This is a genomic window from Gottschalkiaceae bacterium SANA (genome assembly GCA_036323355.1).
Lineage (GTDB): Bacteria > Bacillota > Clostridia > Tissierellales > GPF-1 > GPF-1.
The window spans coordinates 1,948,774-1,964,870 of sequence record AP028876.1 but is presented as its reverse complement, the minus strand read 5'-3'; the positions used below and the strand labels follow the sequence as shown (position 1 = coordinate 1,964,870).

Sequence of the window (16,097 nt, the reverse complement as noted above, 5' to 3'; positions counted from 1 at the left end):
AAATTGTGGTATGATAATGAATATAATACCGTACAGGGGTACCGAAGGGATGAGAATATGGATCAAATAGGATATGTCATTGAAAAGAAAGAAAATCTGGCAATGGTTCAAGTCAGACGGATCTCCGCATGTGGCGGGAATTGCAAATCTTGTGGGGGATCATGTGATGCTCCTTCTATTGTGGTTGAATTGAGTAATGAACTTGATGCAAGTCAAGGGGATTATGTAGAAATTGTTTCTGATACGCGATTTATTTTGCTATCGAGTTTGATTGTTTATGGAATCCCTGCTGCCGGTATGATTGCGGGAATTTTCTTGGGATCGACTTGGTTTGGATCCGAGGTAAAAGCATTTGGCCTTGGGCTTTTGTTTATGAGTGCGACATTTGTTTTTTTATGGATTTTGGACCGAAAGGTCTTTAGCCGACAAAAAAAGAAATTGGCCATGGGACGTGTTTTGGGAGGAGATCAATATGACGACAAAATCTTGTAGCCGAAAAGACAAGGCGAGTTTAATTCTTCGATTGAGGCGAATTGAAGGCCAGGTAAAAGGGATTCAAAAGATGGTGGACGAAGAGAAGGTTTGCCAGGATATTTTGGTTCAAATTTCAGCCGCTAAGGCGGCGCTTCACAAAGTTGGCGGATTGATTATGGAAGAATATATTGAAGATTGTCTGATGGGCCAGCTAAAAGCAGGCAATCAAGAGGATCAAGAAGAGTTATTGAAAGACTTGTTGGAATTGGTTGTGAAATATTCGAAATAATGCGTAATCTTTGCAGAAAGCTATGATATAATAACGGTATATTTTGAGAGGGAGGTCGCGCATGAATTTTGAACAAGTAATGAAAACTGATCCAGAGGTGTATGAGGCGATACAATTAGAAAAAAATCGTCAATCCGATAAAATTGAATTGATCGCATCAGAGAATTTTGTCTCTGAGTCGGTGATGGAGGCAATGGGAAGCTATTTGACAAACAAATACGCTGAAGGCTATCCTGGGAAACGATACTATGGCGGCTGTGAGTTTGTTGATGTTGTAGAAGACCTCGCGCGAGATCGCATGAAGGAATTATTTGGCGCAGACCATGCCAACGTGCAACCTCATTGTGGAGCTAATGCAAATCTAGGTGTTTATTTTGCTATTTTAAAGCCTGGCGATACGGTTCTTGGCATGAACTTGTCCCATGGTGGACATTTGACCCATGGCAGTCCCGTTAATATTTCCGGCACATATTTTAATTTTGTAAGTTACGGCGTGGATAAAGAAACGCAAGTTATTGATTATGACGCAGTGATGGAGTTGGCAAAAGAAGTGAAGCCGAAACTGATCGTTGCTGGGGCGAGTGCCTATCCACGAGAAATTTATTTTGATAAATTTAAAGAGATTGCCGATGCTGTTGGCGCTTACTTGATGGTTGACATGGCGCATATTGCTGGACTTGTTGCAGCGGGCTTGCATCAAAACCCGGTAGCCTATGCTGATTTTGTTACAACAACTACCCATAAGACTTTACGCGGCCCAAGAGGCGGAGCCATTCTTTGCAAGCAAGAATACGCGAAGAAGATTGATAAAGCCATGTTCCCAGGCACCCAGGGCGGTCCTTTGATGCATGTGATTGCGGCAAAAGCGGTCAGCTTCAAGGAAGCTTTGACACCAGAGTTCAAAGTGTATCAGCAAAAGATCATTGACAATGCATCTGCTCTAAGTCAAGCTTTGTTAAAGCGTGGATTTACTCTTGTTTCAGGGGGAACGGATAATCACTTGGTCTTGGTTGATGTTCGAAACCGGAATATGACTGGAAAGGTAGCCGAGCATCTTTTGGATGAAATCGGAATAACTGCCAACAAGAATACCATTCCATTTGATCCAGAAAGTCCATTTGTGACTAGCGGACTTCGATTGGGTACACCGGCGATTACAACTCGAGGGTTTACAGAAGCGGATATGGATGTTATTGCTGAAATATTTGAATTGACATTGAAAGAAAATGCGGATCCTGAGCAGGCAAAGAAATTGGTTGACTCGCTTTGCTCCAAGTATCCATTATATCGATAGTTGAAAACACGCCCTTTTGGGCGTTTTTTCTTGATTTAAAGTAGGAAAGCATGTATCCTTAGAAGGATAAAGAATTGAGAGGATTGTTATGGAAGTAAACAGTGAACGTTCGTTGCAAAATTGCGTCGAATTTGTAGAACCAAATAGCATTGCAGATGAAGTTGGCATTCAGTCCGGAGATCGATTGATTTCCATTAATGGTGTTGCAGTCAATGACATTATTGAATATCGATTTTTAATCGCCGGTGAGTCGATCCTTGTATTGATAGAAAAAGTCAACGGTGAACAATGGGAAATCGAAGTGGAAAAAGAATACGATGACGATTTAGGAATCCTTTTTCATAATCAACTTCTAGGGTGCGCGCATCATTGCAAGAATAAATGTCTTTTTTGTTTTGTGGATCAAAATCCAAAAGGAATGCGTAAAACTTTGTACTTCAAAGATGACGACAGTCGTTTGTCATTTTTACAAGGAAACTTTGTTACCCTCACTAATATTGAGGAAGAAGAGATTGAGCGAATCATTCGATATCGGATCTCACCCATCAATGTGTCTGTGCATACGACTGATCCAGAATTGCGTGTAAAAATGCTTAAGAACCCAAAAGCTGGAAACTTGCTTCCATTAATGAAGCGATTTGCAGATGCAGGGATCGAGATGAGTTGTCAGATTGTATTGATCCCTGGCTTGAATGATGGAGCTCATTTGGATCGCACCGTTCGAGAATTAGCTGAATTGCACCCTGCTGTGCATTCTATTGCCATTGTTCCCATCGGATTAACCAAACACCGGGATGGACTAGCGGAACTTCATGGGTTTAAAGAATCGGAGGCAGCCGCATTCTTGGATCAATTGATAGAGCGTCAGAAAGAGTGTCTGGATAGACTTGGAACCCGCTTTGTTTTTGCTGGAGATGAATTTTATCTGGTTGCCAGGCGAGATTTTCCAAGGGCAGACCACTATGAAGATTTTGATATGTTGGAAGACGGAGTTGGAATGGTTTCAAAATTTGTTCATGAATTTATGGAGGCCAGCGAAGAGTTTCAACCATCATCAGCCGGAGATCGACAGGAATATGTGCTGGTGACGGGTACCATTATGGAAGAAATTATGGGCAAGCTAGCTTTAATTTTGATGGAAAAGAAGCTGAATATATCCATCGAAGTGGTTGCCGTGGAGAATCAGTTCTATGGTTCCAGTATTACCGTCAGCGGTTTATTAACCGCACAGGATATATTTGCTCAGGTTTCACAGAAGGTTAAAGGGAAGACCTTGCTCTTGCCTGCGAATGTACTCAAATCAGACGAAGCTGTATTTTTGGACGATATGTCACTAGAGGACTTGAAAGCTCGTCTAAATACAGATATTATTATTATGGAGAATGATGGAAATCAATTCTTTCGCTATTTTTAAGGAGGAACACCATGGCAAAACCAATAGTCGCCATCGTGGGCAGACCGAATGTCGGGAAGTCTACATTATTTAATAAATTAGCAGGAAAAAGAATAGCAATTGTAGAAGATACACCAGGTGTTACACGGGATCGTATCTTTGCAGAAGCGGAATGGCTGAACAAGTATTTTACCATGATTGACACGGGAGGAATTGAACCCGCAAGCAAGGACAAAATTTTGAAGCAAATGCGCCGTCAGGCGGAAATGGCTATTGAAATGGCTGATGTAATCATGCTATTGGTAGACGGGATTCAAGGATTGACCGCTACGGATAGAGAGGTTGCTCAGATGCTCTTTAAGGCCAACAAACGGGTGCTTTTGGTTGTCAACAAAATTGACACCAATAATATGCCTGATACTTTTTATGAGTTCTACGAACTTGGATTAGGAGAACCCAATGTCATTTCAGCGACCCAAGGGCTGGGTCTTGGCGATTTACTGGATCAAGTCGTAGCGCTTTTCCCGGAAGGAAAATCAACTGAAGCTGATGAAGATGTTATTAAGGTCGCTTTTGTCGGCAAGCCCAATGTTGGCAAGTCGTCTTTGGTCAATCGTCTTTTGGGTGAAGACCGGGTTATTGTAAGCGATATTCCTGGCACAACAAGAGATGCCATTGATACAGCATTTGAAGTTGGTGAAAATAAATATGTCTTTATCGATACAGCAGGATTGCGAAAAAAAGGAAAGATTGAAGACGAAAGCATTGAGCGATATAGTGTTATTCGTACGCTTGCTGCAGTAGAACGAGCAGATCTCTGTTTGATTATGATTGATGCTACCGTGGGTTTGACCGAGCAGGACAAGAAAATTGCTGGCTTTGCTCATGATAATGGTAAAGGTGCAATTATAGTGGTCAACAAATGGGACTTGATTGAGAAAGACAGCAAAACCTATCTAAACTTTGAAAAGGATGTGCGAAATGGCTTGGCTTTTATGGCCTACGCACCGATTGTCTACATTTCAGCATTGACAGGACAGCGAGCCCATACCATGTTAGATGCGATTAACAAGGTTTATGAAACACGCCGCATTCGCGTAAAAACAGGTGTTTTAAATGATATAATCGGGGATGCGATTCTAATGAATCAACCTCCATCAGATAAGGGTAAGCGATTGAAGATATTTTATGCGACTCAAGGGAGTACGGAACCACCGCATTTTGTTATCTTTGTCAACTCCAAGGAACTTATGCACTTTTCATATCAACGATATTTGGAAAATCAAATTCGCTCTCAATTTGGATTTAAAGGAACACCAATTTGGTTTACCATTCGAGAAAGGAGTACTAAGAAATGAAAATAGGCTTGGTAATTGTTCTTTCCTATTTACTTGGGAATATTTCTACCGGTTTTTTATTGGGGAAATGGTTACGCAAAACAGATATTCGTGAATTCGGCAGTAAAAATGCCGGTGCCACGAATGCATTGAGAGTATTTGGCGTCAAAATCGGTTTGATGACTTTGGCCGGTGATATGCTAAAAGGATTTTTAGCAACGCGAATCGGATTCGCCCTAGGCGGTGAACTCGTGATGGCTATTGCAGCACTTTCGGTCGTAATTGGACACAATTATCCAGTCTTTTTGAAATTCAAGGGTGGCAAAGGCATCGCCACGACGGCGGGTGTTTTGTTGGCCCTGTCTCCAATCCTCTTATTGGTTCAAGTTGGAATCATGGCTTTGATTGTTTGGGTCACCAAATATGTTTCCTTGGGTTCGGTTGTGAATGCTATTTTGTTGCCGATTTTAATTGCGATATTTTATCGACCTTTCTCGGGAACCTTAGTTGCTGCGACTGTTTTAATGGGCTTGATGGCCGTATTTCGTCATCGCGCAAATATTGTTCGATTGATTAATGGAACTGAACGAAAATTGGGAGAGAAGGTGTAAACATGAAAATTGGCATCATTGGTGCAGGTTCTTGGGGTACAGCTTTGGCGATTACACTTGCCGAAAAGAATTTTGATGTAACGCTTTATGTACGAAATCCAGAAAAACGAGATGTGCTGCAGGAGACAAGGGAAAATCATCATTATTTGCCGGGATGTTTTTTGCCTGATAATATTATTTTGTCATCGAACTTGCAGGATGCAATCGAAGGTGTTTCCTTTACCTTGTTGGCGGTTCCAACGCAACAAATTCGTAAGGTATTAAAGCAATTGAAACCAATAACAAATCATGGACATCATTTTGTGAATGTAGCAAAAGGCCTGGAAAATGGCAGCTTGTTACGGATCTCGGAGATTTTTACAGAAGAGTTGCCGGAAGTTGTTTATGGCATCTTGTCGGGTCCGAGTCATGCGGAAGAAGTGGCCAAAAAAATGCCGACAACAATTACAGTAGCCTCTGTAGATTCAGGGTTTGCAAAATTGCTTCAGGAAACATTCACAACAGAATTTTTGAGAATTTATAGAAATGATGATTTGACGGGTGTAGAATTGGGTGGTGCGCTGAAAAATGTGATTGCCATTGGCGCTGGAATTTCTGATGGACTGGGTTACGGTGACAATACAAAAGCAGCCTTGATGAATCGCGGCATTGTTGAGATCACTCGACTCGGAGAAGCCATGGGTGCTCTTAGGAATACCTTTTTAGGTCTTTCTGGAATGGGTGATTTGATTGTGACTTGCATGAGCAAGCACAGCCGAAATCGACGTGCGGGCATTTTGTTAGCAAAGGGAATGAGTCTTGAAGAAACGATTCACAAGATCGGCATGGCAGTCGAAGGTGCTGAAACAGTGAAAGCAGCTGTTGAATTGGCACGACAATACCAAATTGAAATGCCAATTACAGAAGAGATTTATGAAGTCTTGTACGGGACGGAAGATGTCTCTCGGTCGGTCTATAAATTAATGATGAGAGATTCAAAACCGGAGTGGGATTAACCCTCCGGTTTTCTTCTTTCATGAGGGTTCACTTATGATATAATAGAAGAAAATTCATCAATGAGGGTAACAATGAAGGCGAATCGAATACTTACATTAATATTGATGATCTGCATCGTGATGAGCATCTTTTTTCTTTCCAAAATATTGCCGCAGCAATCACATTTGACAACGAGTGCGGCACCTGTGGATCAAGCGTTGACAATTCAGGCAGAAGGGATTGTTGTTCGTAAGGAATTTGTATATTACGCACCAGTTTCTGGACGATTTACTACTGGTCAAGAAGAGGGGCAGAAGGTACGCCGAGGTGCTGAAATGGGTCTCTATGTATGGGATGAGCAAGAGTCACTTAAAGAGGTGGAGAGCCGATATGAATTGACAATGTCGGAGCTTTCTTCTTACGATAATATTCGGGTGGATCTTCAAAAAATTCGGGGACAAATTGATGGAGCTAACCAGGTTTTCCTTGAGGCCTACCGCCGTTCCATCCAGAGAAATGATTTTCAAACCGTATCTGAGTCGGTCCAAGCTTATCAAACAACTTATGATGGTTTATTTTCTGAGCAAAATGTCTTAGGGATTCAATTGGCGAAAGTGCAGCGGACAAAACGGGAATTGGACAAGATGAAAGACGGAAAGATACAATATCAAGCACCAATAGCTGGAATTGTATCCTATGTTTTCGATTCTTATGAAGAGGATTTTTTATTCGAAAATGTGCGTAATGATTTGGAACGTGCCTATCGATATATTCACGATCCTTTTGAGGGTTTGTCCATTGAACCGGAGCGGGAGTGGATGCAGCCGATTTATCGTCTTTCCGATAATAGTGCCTGGTATGTGCTTTTTCGGGTTCCAGACGATGCCAGCCCCTTTTTTAGAGAAAGTGGACAATTTGTTTTAACATGCGAAGAGTGTCTGGTTCCAGTACGTGCGACCAAGTCCTTTGTCAGCAAGACGGACGATGGCGAGTATTGGCTTTTACAAGTAGAAGAACGGTTCTATGAGATTAATGACATACGACATCTGAATATGTCGCTTAGGCCGTCGAGGATTCCTAAAGGTGTTTTAGTGGATCGGAAAGCGGTGCGATTTCAAGAGGGTTCTTGGGGTGTTGATCGCATTCGATTGAACAAAGATGTGGTATGGACACCCGTTACCATTGTGGATCAAAATCGAGAAAAAATGATTGTGCAGTCGATTGGTGAAAATCAATTGCGTGCATATGATGAAGTACAATTGCAGGAGGAAGAAAGTGGACAGTCAAATCAAACAGCGGATTCTTGAGATTCAAGAGAATATTAGGAATTCAAAGGAGCTAGGCCAGCAGGAAACGGTTACGATGGTTGCCGTGTCAAAAACCGTTGATTCAGATAAAATTCGTGAGACATATAATCTTGGGATTCGGAATTTCGGTGAAAATCGGGTTCCTGTGCTAGAAAAGAAAATCGAAGAACTTGGTGATTTGGATATTTCTTGGCATTTTATCGGTCATTTGCAACGAAACAAAGCGAAAAAAATTGTAGGGAAGGTCGCAATGATCCATGCTATTGATTCCATTCGTTTGCTTGAAACGATCGATGGAATCTGTGAGAAGCAAGGGTGTCAACAGGCGGGACTCCTTCAAGTCAATATTGGAGAAGATCCCAATAAGTTCGGGTTTACCGAGAAAGAATTATTAGATTCCTTGGATCAAATTGGAAAATTTCAACATATAAAAATATGTGGATTGATGACGATTCTGCCCTATGGATGTGCAGCGGAAGAAAATAGTTATTGGTTTCAGAGGCTTTCAGACTTGCTTAATCAAGCCAAGGCGCATCCTCTTGCAAAGGATTGGATAGAATTATCCATGGGGATGTCCAATGATTATCAAGAAGCCATACAAGCCGGTGCGACCATGGTTCGCATAGGTAGTGCAATTTATCAAGCATAAGGAGGAAATCATGGAAGAAAAGGAAACCTTCGCATCAAAGTTTAAGAACTTAATCGGAATGAATCAAGAGCAAGGAATTGAAGTTGAAGAAGATCTGTTCCAGGACGATGGTTTTGAGGAAGGAAGCGAAAAAATGACAGATACATTGGATATTAATAAAGAAATTTTATTTAGCGAATCGGAATCAAACCATTTTGCCTCTAGCTTTGGAGAGGATGGTAGCATTATTATTCAAGAGCCTGTCAATTATGATGAAATCACAAGATCCATCGATCGCTTAAAAAACGAAAAAACTGTGATCATCAATTTTAAACAATTGAAGGGTGATTGGAAGAAAAACGCCTACCACTTTATGCTGGGAGCGGTGTATGCTTTGGAAGGAAATGTTGAGAAGGTTGATTCAAATATCTTTATCATTACACCAAAGTCTGTGAAAATTTCAACGGCAGGTACTGTAGCTGAGCCTATTGAGTCGTCGGATGATCTAAAACTTACATGGTAAAAGAAATGAATTTGCAATTTATTCGTGATGATAATTGCAGGCAGATTATTCGTCGATTGATGGATCAAATGCGGCGTGCAAGTTATCACGGAGGGATCGAGACGACTGATTTTCTTGATCCTTATACAGTTGAGGTAGCAGAATCGATTATGCGGCAAGAGCCCAATCTTTCGTATGTATTGGCGGGGGGCTACAAGGAAGCGGAACGGAAAAAAATCCTTTTTACCTATGGTGAAAAGGAATGGCTCCAGGATCAAGAAATTTCTTTATATCGAGGCCTTGGTCAAGAATCGTGGCAGCCGGAGCATCGAGAGATTTTGGGGAGTTTGATGGGACTTGGGATCGATCGAAGTAAATTTGGTGATATTGTGGTACGCGATAATCAGTTTTTCGTATTTCTAGAGGGAGATATTGCGAATTACGTGAGGAGTCAATTGATAGAAGTTGGGCGGGAATCTATTTCAGGCGAATTGATTCCACTCGACGGATTTGATTATCAGCGTGAAGCTGGAACGATCAAACGAATTTCTGTTGCTTCCCTTCGTCTGGATGCTGTAGTTTCAGCCCTTGTGCCAACAAGTCGGGGGAAGGCGCAGGATTTAATTCGGCAGGAGCGGGTGAAGGTGAATCATCATATGGAAAAGAAAATCGTCTATGAACTTTCACCAGGCGATCTAATTTCTATTCGAAAATCGGGAAGATTCCAACTGGGAATGGATATGAAAACATCAAAAAAAGGAAGAATTCAGTGTGAAATCGAAAAATTTTAGGGGGGACAAATATGCTGGCACCGATGGATCTTGAACAAAAGACATTTTCAAAGGCTTTGAATGGGTATAAAGTAGCGGAAGTGGAAGATTTTTTGGAAGAGGTAATTGCCGGATACGAACGGCTTTATCAAGAAAATATCGAGTTGCGTGAAAGAACCATGATTTTACAGGAGCAGATCGCCAAGTATGATGATCTTGAATTAACCCTAAAAAACACGCTAGTTCTTGCGCAGCAGACATCTGAGCGGCTGAATGTACAGGCGACAGACAAAGCGGATATGGTGATTAATGAAGCACAACGCGATGCGGAGAAGATTATCAATGAGGCGCGGATGAAAGCTGTTGAGCTGACACAAAAGTCAGATCTATTAAAAAAAGAGGTCTTCGTATTTGAAGCAAAATTCACACAATTGTTGCAGAATCAAAGTGATTTTTTGAAATCGAACCTTCGGGCTTTGCAAGAGGAACCGGGACTCTTTGATTAAAGAATAGAAAGTGACGAAAGTGCCAAAAGGTTTGTATGCCAATTGGGTTAGGGATACAAGCCTTTTTTGTGTCAATACAGCAGATCTTGACGACGAGATCAAATAAAGGAATAATGAAGATGATGAAAACGCGAAGAGTGATTTTATATTTTCATTGAATTGTGGAATGGAGGAATCCATTCATTTACAAATAAGGAGGAAGCTATGGGCTGGTTATTGGCAATCACATTGATTGCAATCGATCAATTAAGTAAGATATGGGCGAGTACTTCACTTGCTGGACAACCGGCAATTCCAGTGATTCCCGGATTTTTTCAATTGAGTTATGTGAGAAATTTCGGTGCGGCCTTCGGAATTTTGCAAAATCAACGGGTGATTTTTTTAATTTTAACCCTAACTTTTGTTGCTGGGGTTGTTTATGTCATGAAACGGTATCGCTTCCGCACACCATTTATGATTTTTGTAATGGGATTAACAGGTGGTGCAGTAGGCAACCTAATCGACCGTATGTTTCGCGGGTATGTTGTCGATTTTTTCGATGTTCGATTTGGACAAATTTATGATTTTCCCGTTTTTAATATAGCGGATATTTGCATTGTAGTCTCTACAATTCTGATTGCAATTTGGGTGATATTCCGTGAAGAGGAGATCTTTGTTAATGAAGAATGAGACCTATGTAGTAGCGGAGAATGATGTTGGGAAACGATTGGATCTTTTTGTTGCTGAAAAGAGTGGTGAGTCACGCGCAAGCGTGCAGCGATTGATTCGAGAAGGGCATATTTTGGTTAAGGGCAGAAGTCGGAAGGCAAATTATAAAGTGAAATTTGAAGAGATGGTCATATGTACCATTCCAGATCCGATTCCCTTGGCTCTCTTACCAGAAGATATTCCCATTGAGATCATTTATGAGGATGAAGATCTGGCTGTCGTGAATAAACCGGAAGGAATGGTCGTACACCCTGCACCTGGGCATAGCACCGGTACGCTGGTGCATGCACTTCTGTTTCATTTGGAGCATTTGTCATCCATTAATGGGGTGATTAGACCCGGCATTGTGCATCGGATCGACAAGGATACATCGGGACTCTTGGTGATTGCGAAAAATGATCATGCCCATCATTTTTTTTCTGACCGATTGAAACGCCATGAAGTTAAAAGGATCTATTGGGCCTTGGCTGAAGGCCGGATCAAGGATGGAGGCACAATTGACAAGCCTGTAGCACGGGATCCTAGGGATCGGAAACGGATGGCGATTGTAGCGGATGGACGACATGCCATTACGCATTATAGCGTACTTAAATTGTTCTCTCAGCAAACCTTATTGCAGTGCGAGCTAGAAACGGGACGCACTCATCAGATTCGTGTTCATTTGGCTTCGGTTAAACATCCATTGGTGGGCGATTTGACTTATGGCCATAAGAAACAGCGATTTCAAACCAATGGACAGTGTTTGCATGCCAAAGAGATTGAATTTGAACATCCGAGAACAGGAGAATGGATGCATTTTGAAACAGAATTGCCGGAATCTTTTCAACGGATTTTGCGGATCTTAAATCAGGAGGGGAATCAATGAAAACCAAAGCACGTTTAATGGATGATAAAGCAATGGGACGGGCTGTGATACGTATTGCCCATGAAATTTTGGAAAAAAACCATGGTATGGAGCATTTGGTGCTCGTCGGTGTTAAAACACGTGGCGTACCTTTTGCAAAACGGATAGCAAAGAAAATTGAGGAAATTGAGGGTGTTGAGGTTTCTGTCGAAATGTTAGATATCACACTTTATCGTGATGACTTGACGGAGGTCAATGAACAACCGACAATCAATCAAGCCATTAACTTCGATGTAAAGGGTAAGGATGTTGTTCTTTTTGATGATGTTATTTTTACGGGACGGACTGTTCGGGCTGCACTGGATGCCTTGGTGGATCATGGACGTCCACGAAGCATACAATTAGCGGTTATGATCGATCGTGGTCACCGGGAATTGCCAATTCGCCCAGATTATGTGGGAAAAAATGCACCAACTTCAAGAAATGAAATAATCAGTGTGAAGTTCATAGAATCGGATCAAGAAGATTCTGTCACCATTTTAGAAAAAGAGAAATAGGCTAAGCCTATTTCTCTTTTTCTCGTAGTGATTGAATTTTTTCCAAATCTGGAGTGATATGCATGGAATAGTACTCATGATAGATCACCATGCCGGGCTTACTGTGGGCCGGCTTTTTAATATGTTTTCTACGTGTATAATCAATAGAAACGAGACTGGATTCCCTGGCTTTACTGTGGTAAGCGGCAATCATAGCGGCCTCTTCCATGCTCCGATCCGGGATTTCATCACCGTTGGTGATCAAGATTACATGGGAACCCGGATATGCCGTGATATGGAACCACCAGTCCATGCGATCCGCTTTTTTAAAGGTGACTTCTTCATTTTGATAATTGTTTTTTCCTACTAAGACAACATATCCATCACTGGTTTTGTAGCGAAGGGGGATATGTCGAATTTTCTTTTGTTTTTTCGTATGTCGCTTTCGAAGTATTCCATTTTCTTGAAGTTCAAAGCGGATCCCTTCGATATCGTCCTCAGTTTCAACGGACTCTAAAGCTGTCAGGACCGTCTCGAGATAGTCTTTTTCTCGTGTAGCAATCTCCATTTGTTCCTCTGTGTGGATCATTGCAGCTTTTAACTTCTGATAGCGTTTAAAGTAATGTTGCGCATTGCGTTGGAGGTTCCATTGATCATTCAGTGGGATTTCTAGGGTGGATTGGTCTTCCGTGTAGTAATCCACGACAACAATGGAGTCACGCGATGTTTGTTTGGTATATAGATTTGCCATTAAGAGTTCGCCGTATTTTTGGTAGATATCTCTTTTCTGGGCATTGTCTTGTTCCGCATGTAGTTTTTCAATCTTTTTTTCTAGCCCATGTACTTTTTGGGACAGCAATTTTGTTAGATCGCTGGTTTTTTGATGGGTGCGCTGCGCCTTGTCCTGAGAGTAAAAGAAATCGTCGATCAAAAGACTAAAGCTAGAAAAAGAAAGGGGTTCATCTTTTCGATGGGTGAGGGTCAGAGCGCTGACCGTTCGTTTTAGCTTTTGTTCCGGATTTGAATTGTATAGAAGCGGCTTTGCCGACTCAGTCAGTTCCTTAAGCATGGATAAGTGAACCGCTAGATAATCATCGGAAGTTTGTGCGTGATTGTTTATCGCGCGCCATTCAAATTCATCTGCAATATCGTAACTTGTTCCGGATACCAATTGAAAATAAGAACGCGATAGAGAATCGGGTCGAATTTCTTGAAAGGCTTCGGCTGTCACCAGATCGAAGGGAGAGGCTTTTTTATTCGGTGGCAGGGTATAGAGCAAATTTGGCATAACTTGCCGAATGGAACTCATATCGTTAGATACCCGCTTAAGAACTTCTAAGATTCGATTTTCATGGTCAACTAACATGCAATTGCTGTGCTTGCCCATCATTTCAATGATCAAGGAAAGTTTTTCATGATCGTATAGTTCCGTTTTTCGGATGCAATTAATTCGTATGATGCGATCAAATCCAACCTGTTCAATGGATTCGATTTGTGCGCCACCTAAGAGCTTACGCATCAGCATGCAAAACATGGGCGGCTTTGCTGGGTTGGGCTTGCTGTATGTTGTCATATGGATGCGCGGGAAAGTGCCATTGATCGTGATCAAAAGTCTCTCTTTTTTGATGCCTCGAATACTGAGTTGGATCTCGTCGTGTTCGGGTTGAAAGACCTTGTCGATTCGTCTGCCTTTAAGCAGATCATGTAATTCTCTTGCTAAACGATTCACGAGGAATCCGTCATAAGCCATAGTGATCACTCCTTATCATTTAATTGTACTGGAGAGCAGAAAGAAAATATGTTAAGAAAACGTCATATTCCATAGAGTTCTGAGTGATGACATGATAGTATAGTAGAGGTATGGAGGTGCGAAAAATGAAGAGTATGACTGGTTTTGGACGAGGAGAATCAGAAAAGAACGGAATTCGAATTGTTGTGGAAATGAAAAGCGTGAATAATCGTTATTTGGATCCCAACATTAAGATGCCGCGAATGTTGAAATTTGCGGAAGAATCGGTGAAGCGAACGATAAAAAAGCATTTGCAACGAGGACGTATAGAGACCTATATCAATATGGATATGGACACAGAAGCATTTACAAAGGTCTCTGTCGACAATACTTTGGCAGATGCTTATTATTATGCCCTGGAGGCTTTAAAGGAACGATTTAATATGGAAGAAGCAACACGCTTGGATCATCTGTTGCGATTTAATGATATTATTCAGGTGGAGCAATCGCAAGCAGAGGAAGAGTTGTTGCAGGAAGTCTTGCTAGAAGCCTCTGAGGCGGCGGTAAAAAACCTGTCGGAAATGCGTGGAATTGAAGGGAATCACCTTCAAGCGGATATCCAAGGATATTTGGATGAAGTGGCGCTCTTAACGAAAACAATTGCAGACCGAGCACCATTGGTTGTCAAGGAATACAAAATGAAACTGGAAACACGTTTGATTGAACTTTTGGATCAAAAAATCGAGTTGGATCCAGCTAAAATTGCCAATGAGGTCGCTTTTTTTGCAGACCGCGCGGATATCAACGAGGAAATTACACGATTGAATAGTCACATGAAGCAGTTTACCGATGTGATTCAGAAAAACGAGGCGATTGGACGAAAGCTTGACTTCATCCTTCAAGAAATGAATCGGGAAACCAATACGATTGGATCAAAATCCAACGATGTTGGGATTACAGAGACGGTCATTGAAATAAAAAGCTATTTGGAGAAGGTTAGGGAACAGGTTCAAAACATCGAATAGGAGGGGCGAATGCAATCGAAGTTTGTTAATATTGGATTTGGAAACATCGTGCCAGTAAAACGAATCATTGCAATTGTCAACCCGGAATCTGCGCCGATCAAGAGGTTGATTCAAGAAGCAAGAGAAGCGAATCGGTTAATCGACGCAACTTATGGTCGACGAACGAGAGCTGTGATCGTGGCAGACAGCAATCATATTATCCTTTCAGCTGTGCAGCCCGAAACGGTCGCACATCGACTGGAAGATCACAAGTCGGCGGATGCCTAGGAGGATTGCGATGTCAAAGGGATTATTAATTGTGGTTTCAGGACCCTCTGGAGCCGGGAAAGGCACGGTATGTTCGGCTCTTTTAGCCAAGCAACCAAATATCAGATTATCTGTTTCTGCAACGACACGGGCGCCGAGAAAACTGGAAACGCCGGGGGTGAGTTATCACTACTTTGCAAAGGAAAAATTTATTGAGCAGATTAACGAAAACGGATTTTTAGAATATGCTGAAGTATATGGAAATTACTATGGTACACCGAAGAATTTTGTTCTTGATTCCCTAGAAGCTGGAAAAGATGTCTTGCTTGAGATCGATATTCAGGGCGCCTTGAAGGTAAAGGAAGCATACCCGGATGGTGTCTTTGTCTTTATTTTACCTCCAACCTTGGAGGAACTGCAAAAGAGAATCACATCACGGGGAACCGAAACGGAAGCGTCTTTAAAAAAACGACTCGGAGCCGCCTTGCAAGAAATCGAGCAAGCATTTGAGTACGAATATTGCATTGTAAACGATCAAGTTGAACTGGCAGTTGAAGAACTGGAAGCTGTTTTAAAGGCAGAGCGTTGCTTGATTAAGAGAAACCATAAGAGAATTCATAATTTCAGGGAGGAAGAGTTTTATGTTGAAGCCTAATATTGACGAATTAATGGAGAAAGTAGATAGTCGCTATACCTTGGTGATGGTGGTTGCAAAACGTGCACGCCAATTGATTGAAAAAAATGAATGTTTGGTAGAAACTGAATCAAAGAAACCAATTTCTATGGCTGTTGAAGAGTTCTATGAAGGAAAGGTGAATTATACCGCGTATGATCCTAATGCAATCGAGGAACCTGAAGAGGTTGTTGAGGAAATTACATCAACAGTCGAAGAAGGACAAGCGACCGAATAAGATCGGAGGTCA

20 protein-coding genes are annotated in these 16,097 nt (G+C 41.7%); 19 read left to right on the top strand and 1 reads right to left on the bottom strand.

Going from position 1 to position 16,097, the window contains the following annotated elements:
* The first annotated feature begins 57 nt into the window (after positions 1–57).
* The 15 genes from AC25CA_RS09335 to pyrR all read left to right on the top strand — a co-directional run bounded on the left by AC25CA_RS09335 (position 58) and on the right by pyrR (position 12,195).
* Complete coding sequence (locus AC25CA_RS09335) at positions 58–492, top strand: SoxR reducing system RseC family protein (protein ID WP_486813586.1); 435 nt, start codon at positions 58–60, stop codon at positions 490–492.
* Positions 473–763, top strand: coding sequence for a metal-sensitive transcriptional regulator (locus AC25CA_RS09330; RefSeq protein ID WP_486813585.1), 291 nt, complete (start codon positions 473–475; stop codon positions 761–763). The genes AC25CA_RS09335 and AC25CA_RS09330 overlap by 20 nt, the downstream gene beginning before the upstream one ends.
* A 61-nt stretch (positions 764–824) precedes the next feature.
* Positions 825–2,057 carry a serine hydroxymethyltransferase gene (locus AC25CA_RS09325; protein ID WP_486813584.1) on the top strand — a complete coding sequence of 411 codons (1,233 nt, stop codon included), beginning with the start codon at positions 825–827 and terminating at the stop codon, positions 2,055–2,057.
* An 88-nt stretch (positions 2,058–2,145) separates the two neighbouring features.
* Complete coding sequence (locus AC25CA_RS09320; protein WP_486813583.1) at positions 2,146–3,471, top strand: DUF512 domain-containing protein; 1,326 nt, start codon at positions 2,146–2,148, stop codon at positions 3,469–3,471.
* 11 nt (positions 3,472–3,482) lie between these two features.
* Entirely contained in the window at positions 3,483–4,808 is a 1,326-nt protein-coding gene (gene der / locus AC25CA_RS09315; RefSeq protein ID WP_486813582.1) for a ribosome biogenesis GTPase Der, read from the top strand.
* Positions 4,805–5,398, top strand: coding sequence for a glycerol-3-phosphate 1-O-acyltransferase PlsY (gene plsY / locus AC25CA_RS09310; protein WP_486813581.1), 594 nt, complete (start codon positions 4,805–4,807; stop codon positions 5,396–5,398). Before der ends, plsY begins: the two co-directional genes overlap by 4 nt.
* Before the next feature lie 2 nt (positions 5,399–5,400).
* Positions 5,401–6,393 (top strand): NAD(P)H-dependent glycerol-3-phosphate dehydrogenase, encoded by a 993-nt coding sequence (locus AC25CA_RS09305; protein WP_486813580.1) that lies wholly within the window; start codon positions 5,401–5,403, stop codon positions 6,391–6,393.
* Positions 6,394–6,465: 72 nt separating this feature from the next.
* Positions 6,466–7,680 carry a biotin/lipoyl attachment domain-containing protein gene (locus AC25CA_RS09300; protein WP_486813579.1) on the top strand — a complete coding sequence of 405 codons (1,215 nt, stop codon included), beginning with the start codon at positions 6,466–6,468 and terminating at the stop codon, positions 7,678–7,680.
* Entirely contained in the window at positions 7,649–8,329 is a 681-nt protein-coding gene (locus tag AC25CA_RS09295) for a YggS family pyridoxal phosphate-dependent enzyme (protein ID WP_486813578.1), read from the top strand. The genes AC25CA_RS09300 and AC25CA_RS09295 overlap by 32 nt, the downstream gene beginning before the upstream one ends.
* A gap of 10 nt (positions 8,330–8,339) precedes the next feature.
* Positions 8,340–8,831, top strand: coding sequence for a cell division protein SepF (locus AC25CA_RS09290; RefSeq protein ID WP_486813577.1), 492 nt, complete (start codon positions 8,340–8,342; stop codon positions 8,829–8,831).
* Positions 8,832–8,836: 5 nt separating this feature from the next.
* A complete protein-coding gene (locus tag AC25CA_RS09285; RefSeq protein ID WP_486813576.1) occupies positions 8,837–9,601 on the top strand; it encodes a YlmH family RNA-binding protein in 765 nt (254 codons plus the stop codon).
* An 11-nt stretch (positions 9,602–9,612) separates the two neighbouring features.
* Complete coding sequence (locus tag AC25CA_RS09280; protein WP_486813575.1) at positions 9,613–10,086, top strand: DivIVA domain-containing protein; 474 nt, start codon at positions 9,613–9,615, stop codon at positions 10,084–10,086.
* A gap of 159 nt (positions 10,087–10,245) precedes the next feature.
* Positions 10,246–10,755 (top strand): signal peptidase II, encoded by a 510-nt coding sequence (gene lspA, locus AC25CA_RS09275; RefSeq protein WP_486813574.1) that lies wholly within the window; start codon positions 10,246–10,248, stop codon positions 10,753–10,755.
* Positions 10,745–11,659 carry an RluA family pseudouridine synthase gene (locus AC25CA_RS09270; RefSeq protein ID WP_486813573.1) on the top strand — a complete coding sequence of 305 codons (915 nt, stop codon included), beginning with the start codon at positions 10,745–10,747 and terminating at the stop codon, positions 11,657–11,659. The genes lspA and AC25CA_RS09270 overlap by 11 nt, the downstream gene beginning before the upstream one ends.
* Positions 11,656–12,195 (top strand): bifunctional pyr operon transcriptional regulator/uracil phosphoribosyltransferase PyrR, encoded by a 540-nt coding sequence (pyrR, locus tag AC25CA_RS09265; protein ID WP_486813572.1) that lies wholly within the window; start codon positions 11,656–11,658, stop codon positions 12,193–12,195. Before AC25CA_RS09270 ends, pyrR begins: the two co-directional genes overlap by 4 nt.
* A gap of 7 nt (positions 12,196–12,202) precedes the next feature.
* Here the strand turns inward: pyrR and AC25CA_RS09260 are convergent, their stop codons facing one another.
* Positions 12,203–13,924, bottom strand: a complete 1,722-nt coding sequence (locus tag AC25CA_RS09260) for an Rqc2 family fibronectin-binding protein (protein WP_486813571.1) — start codon at positions 13,922–13,924, stop codon at positions 12,203–12,205.
* A gap of 125 nt (positions 13,925–14,049) precedes the next feature.
* On the opposite strand from AC25CA_RS09260, the gene AC25CA_RS09255 reads away from it, so the two are divergent.
* The 4 genes from AC25CA_RS09255 to rpoZ are packed head-to-tail and all read left to right on the top strand — an operon-like array spanning position 14,050 to position 16,085.
* Entirely contained in the window at positions 14,050–14,928 is an 879-nt protein-coding gene (locus tag AC25CA_RS09255) for a YicC/YloC family endoribonuclease (protein ID WP_486813570.1), read from the top strand.
* A 9-nt stretch (positions 14,929–14,937) separates the two neighbouring features.
* Complete coding sequence (remA, locus tag AC25CA_RS09250; protein WP_486813569.1) at positions 14,938–15,195, top strand: extracellular matrix/biofilm regulator RemA; 258 nt, start codon at positions 14,938–14,940, stop codon at positions 15,193–15,195.
* Between the two features lie 10 nt (positions 15,196–15,205).
* Entirely contained in the window at positions 15,206–15,829 is a 624-nt protein-coding gene (gene gmk, locus AC25CA_RS09245; protein ID WP_486813568.1) for a guanylate kinase, read from the top strand.
* Positions 15,816–16,085, top strand: coding sequence for a DNA-directed RNA polymerase subunit omega (rpoZ, locus tag AC25CA_RS09240; RefSeq protein WP_486813567.1), 270 nt, complete (start codon positions 15,816–15,818; stop codon positions 16,083–16,085). The genes gmk and rpoZ overlap by 14 nt, the downstream gene beginning before the upstream one ends.
* Positions 16,086–16,097: the final 12 nt, after the last annotated feature.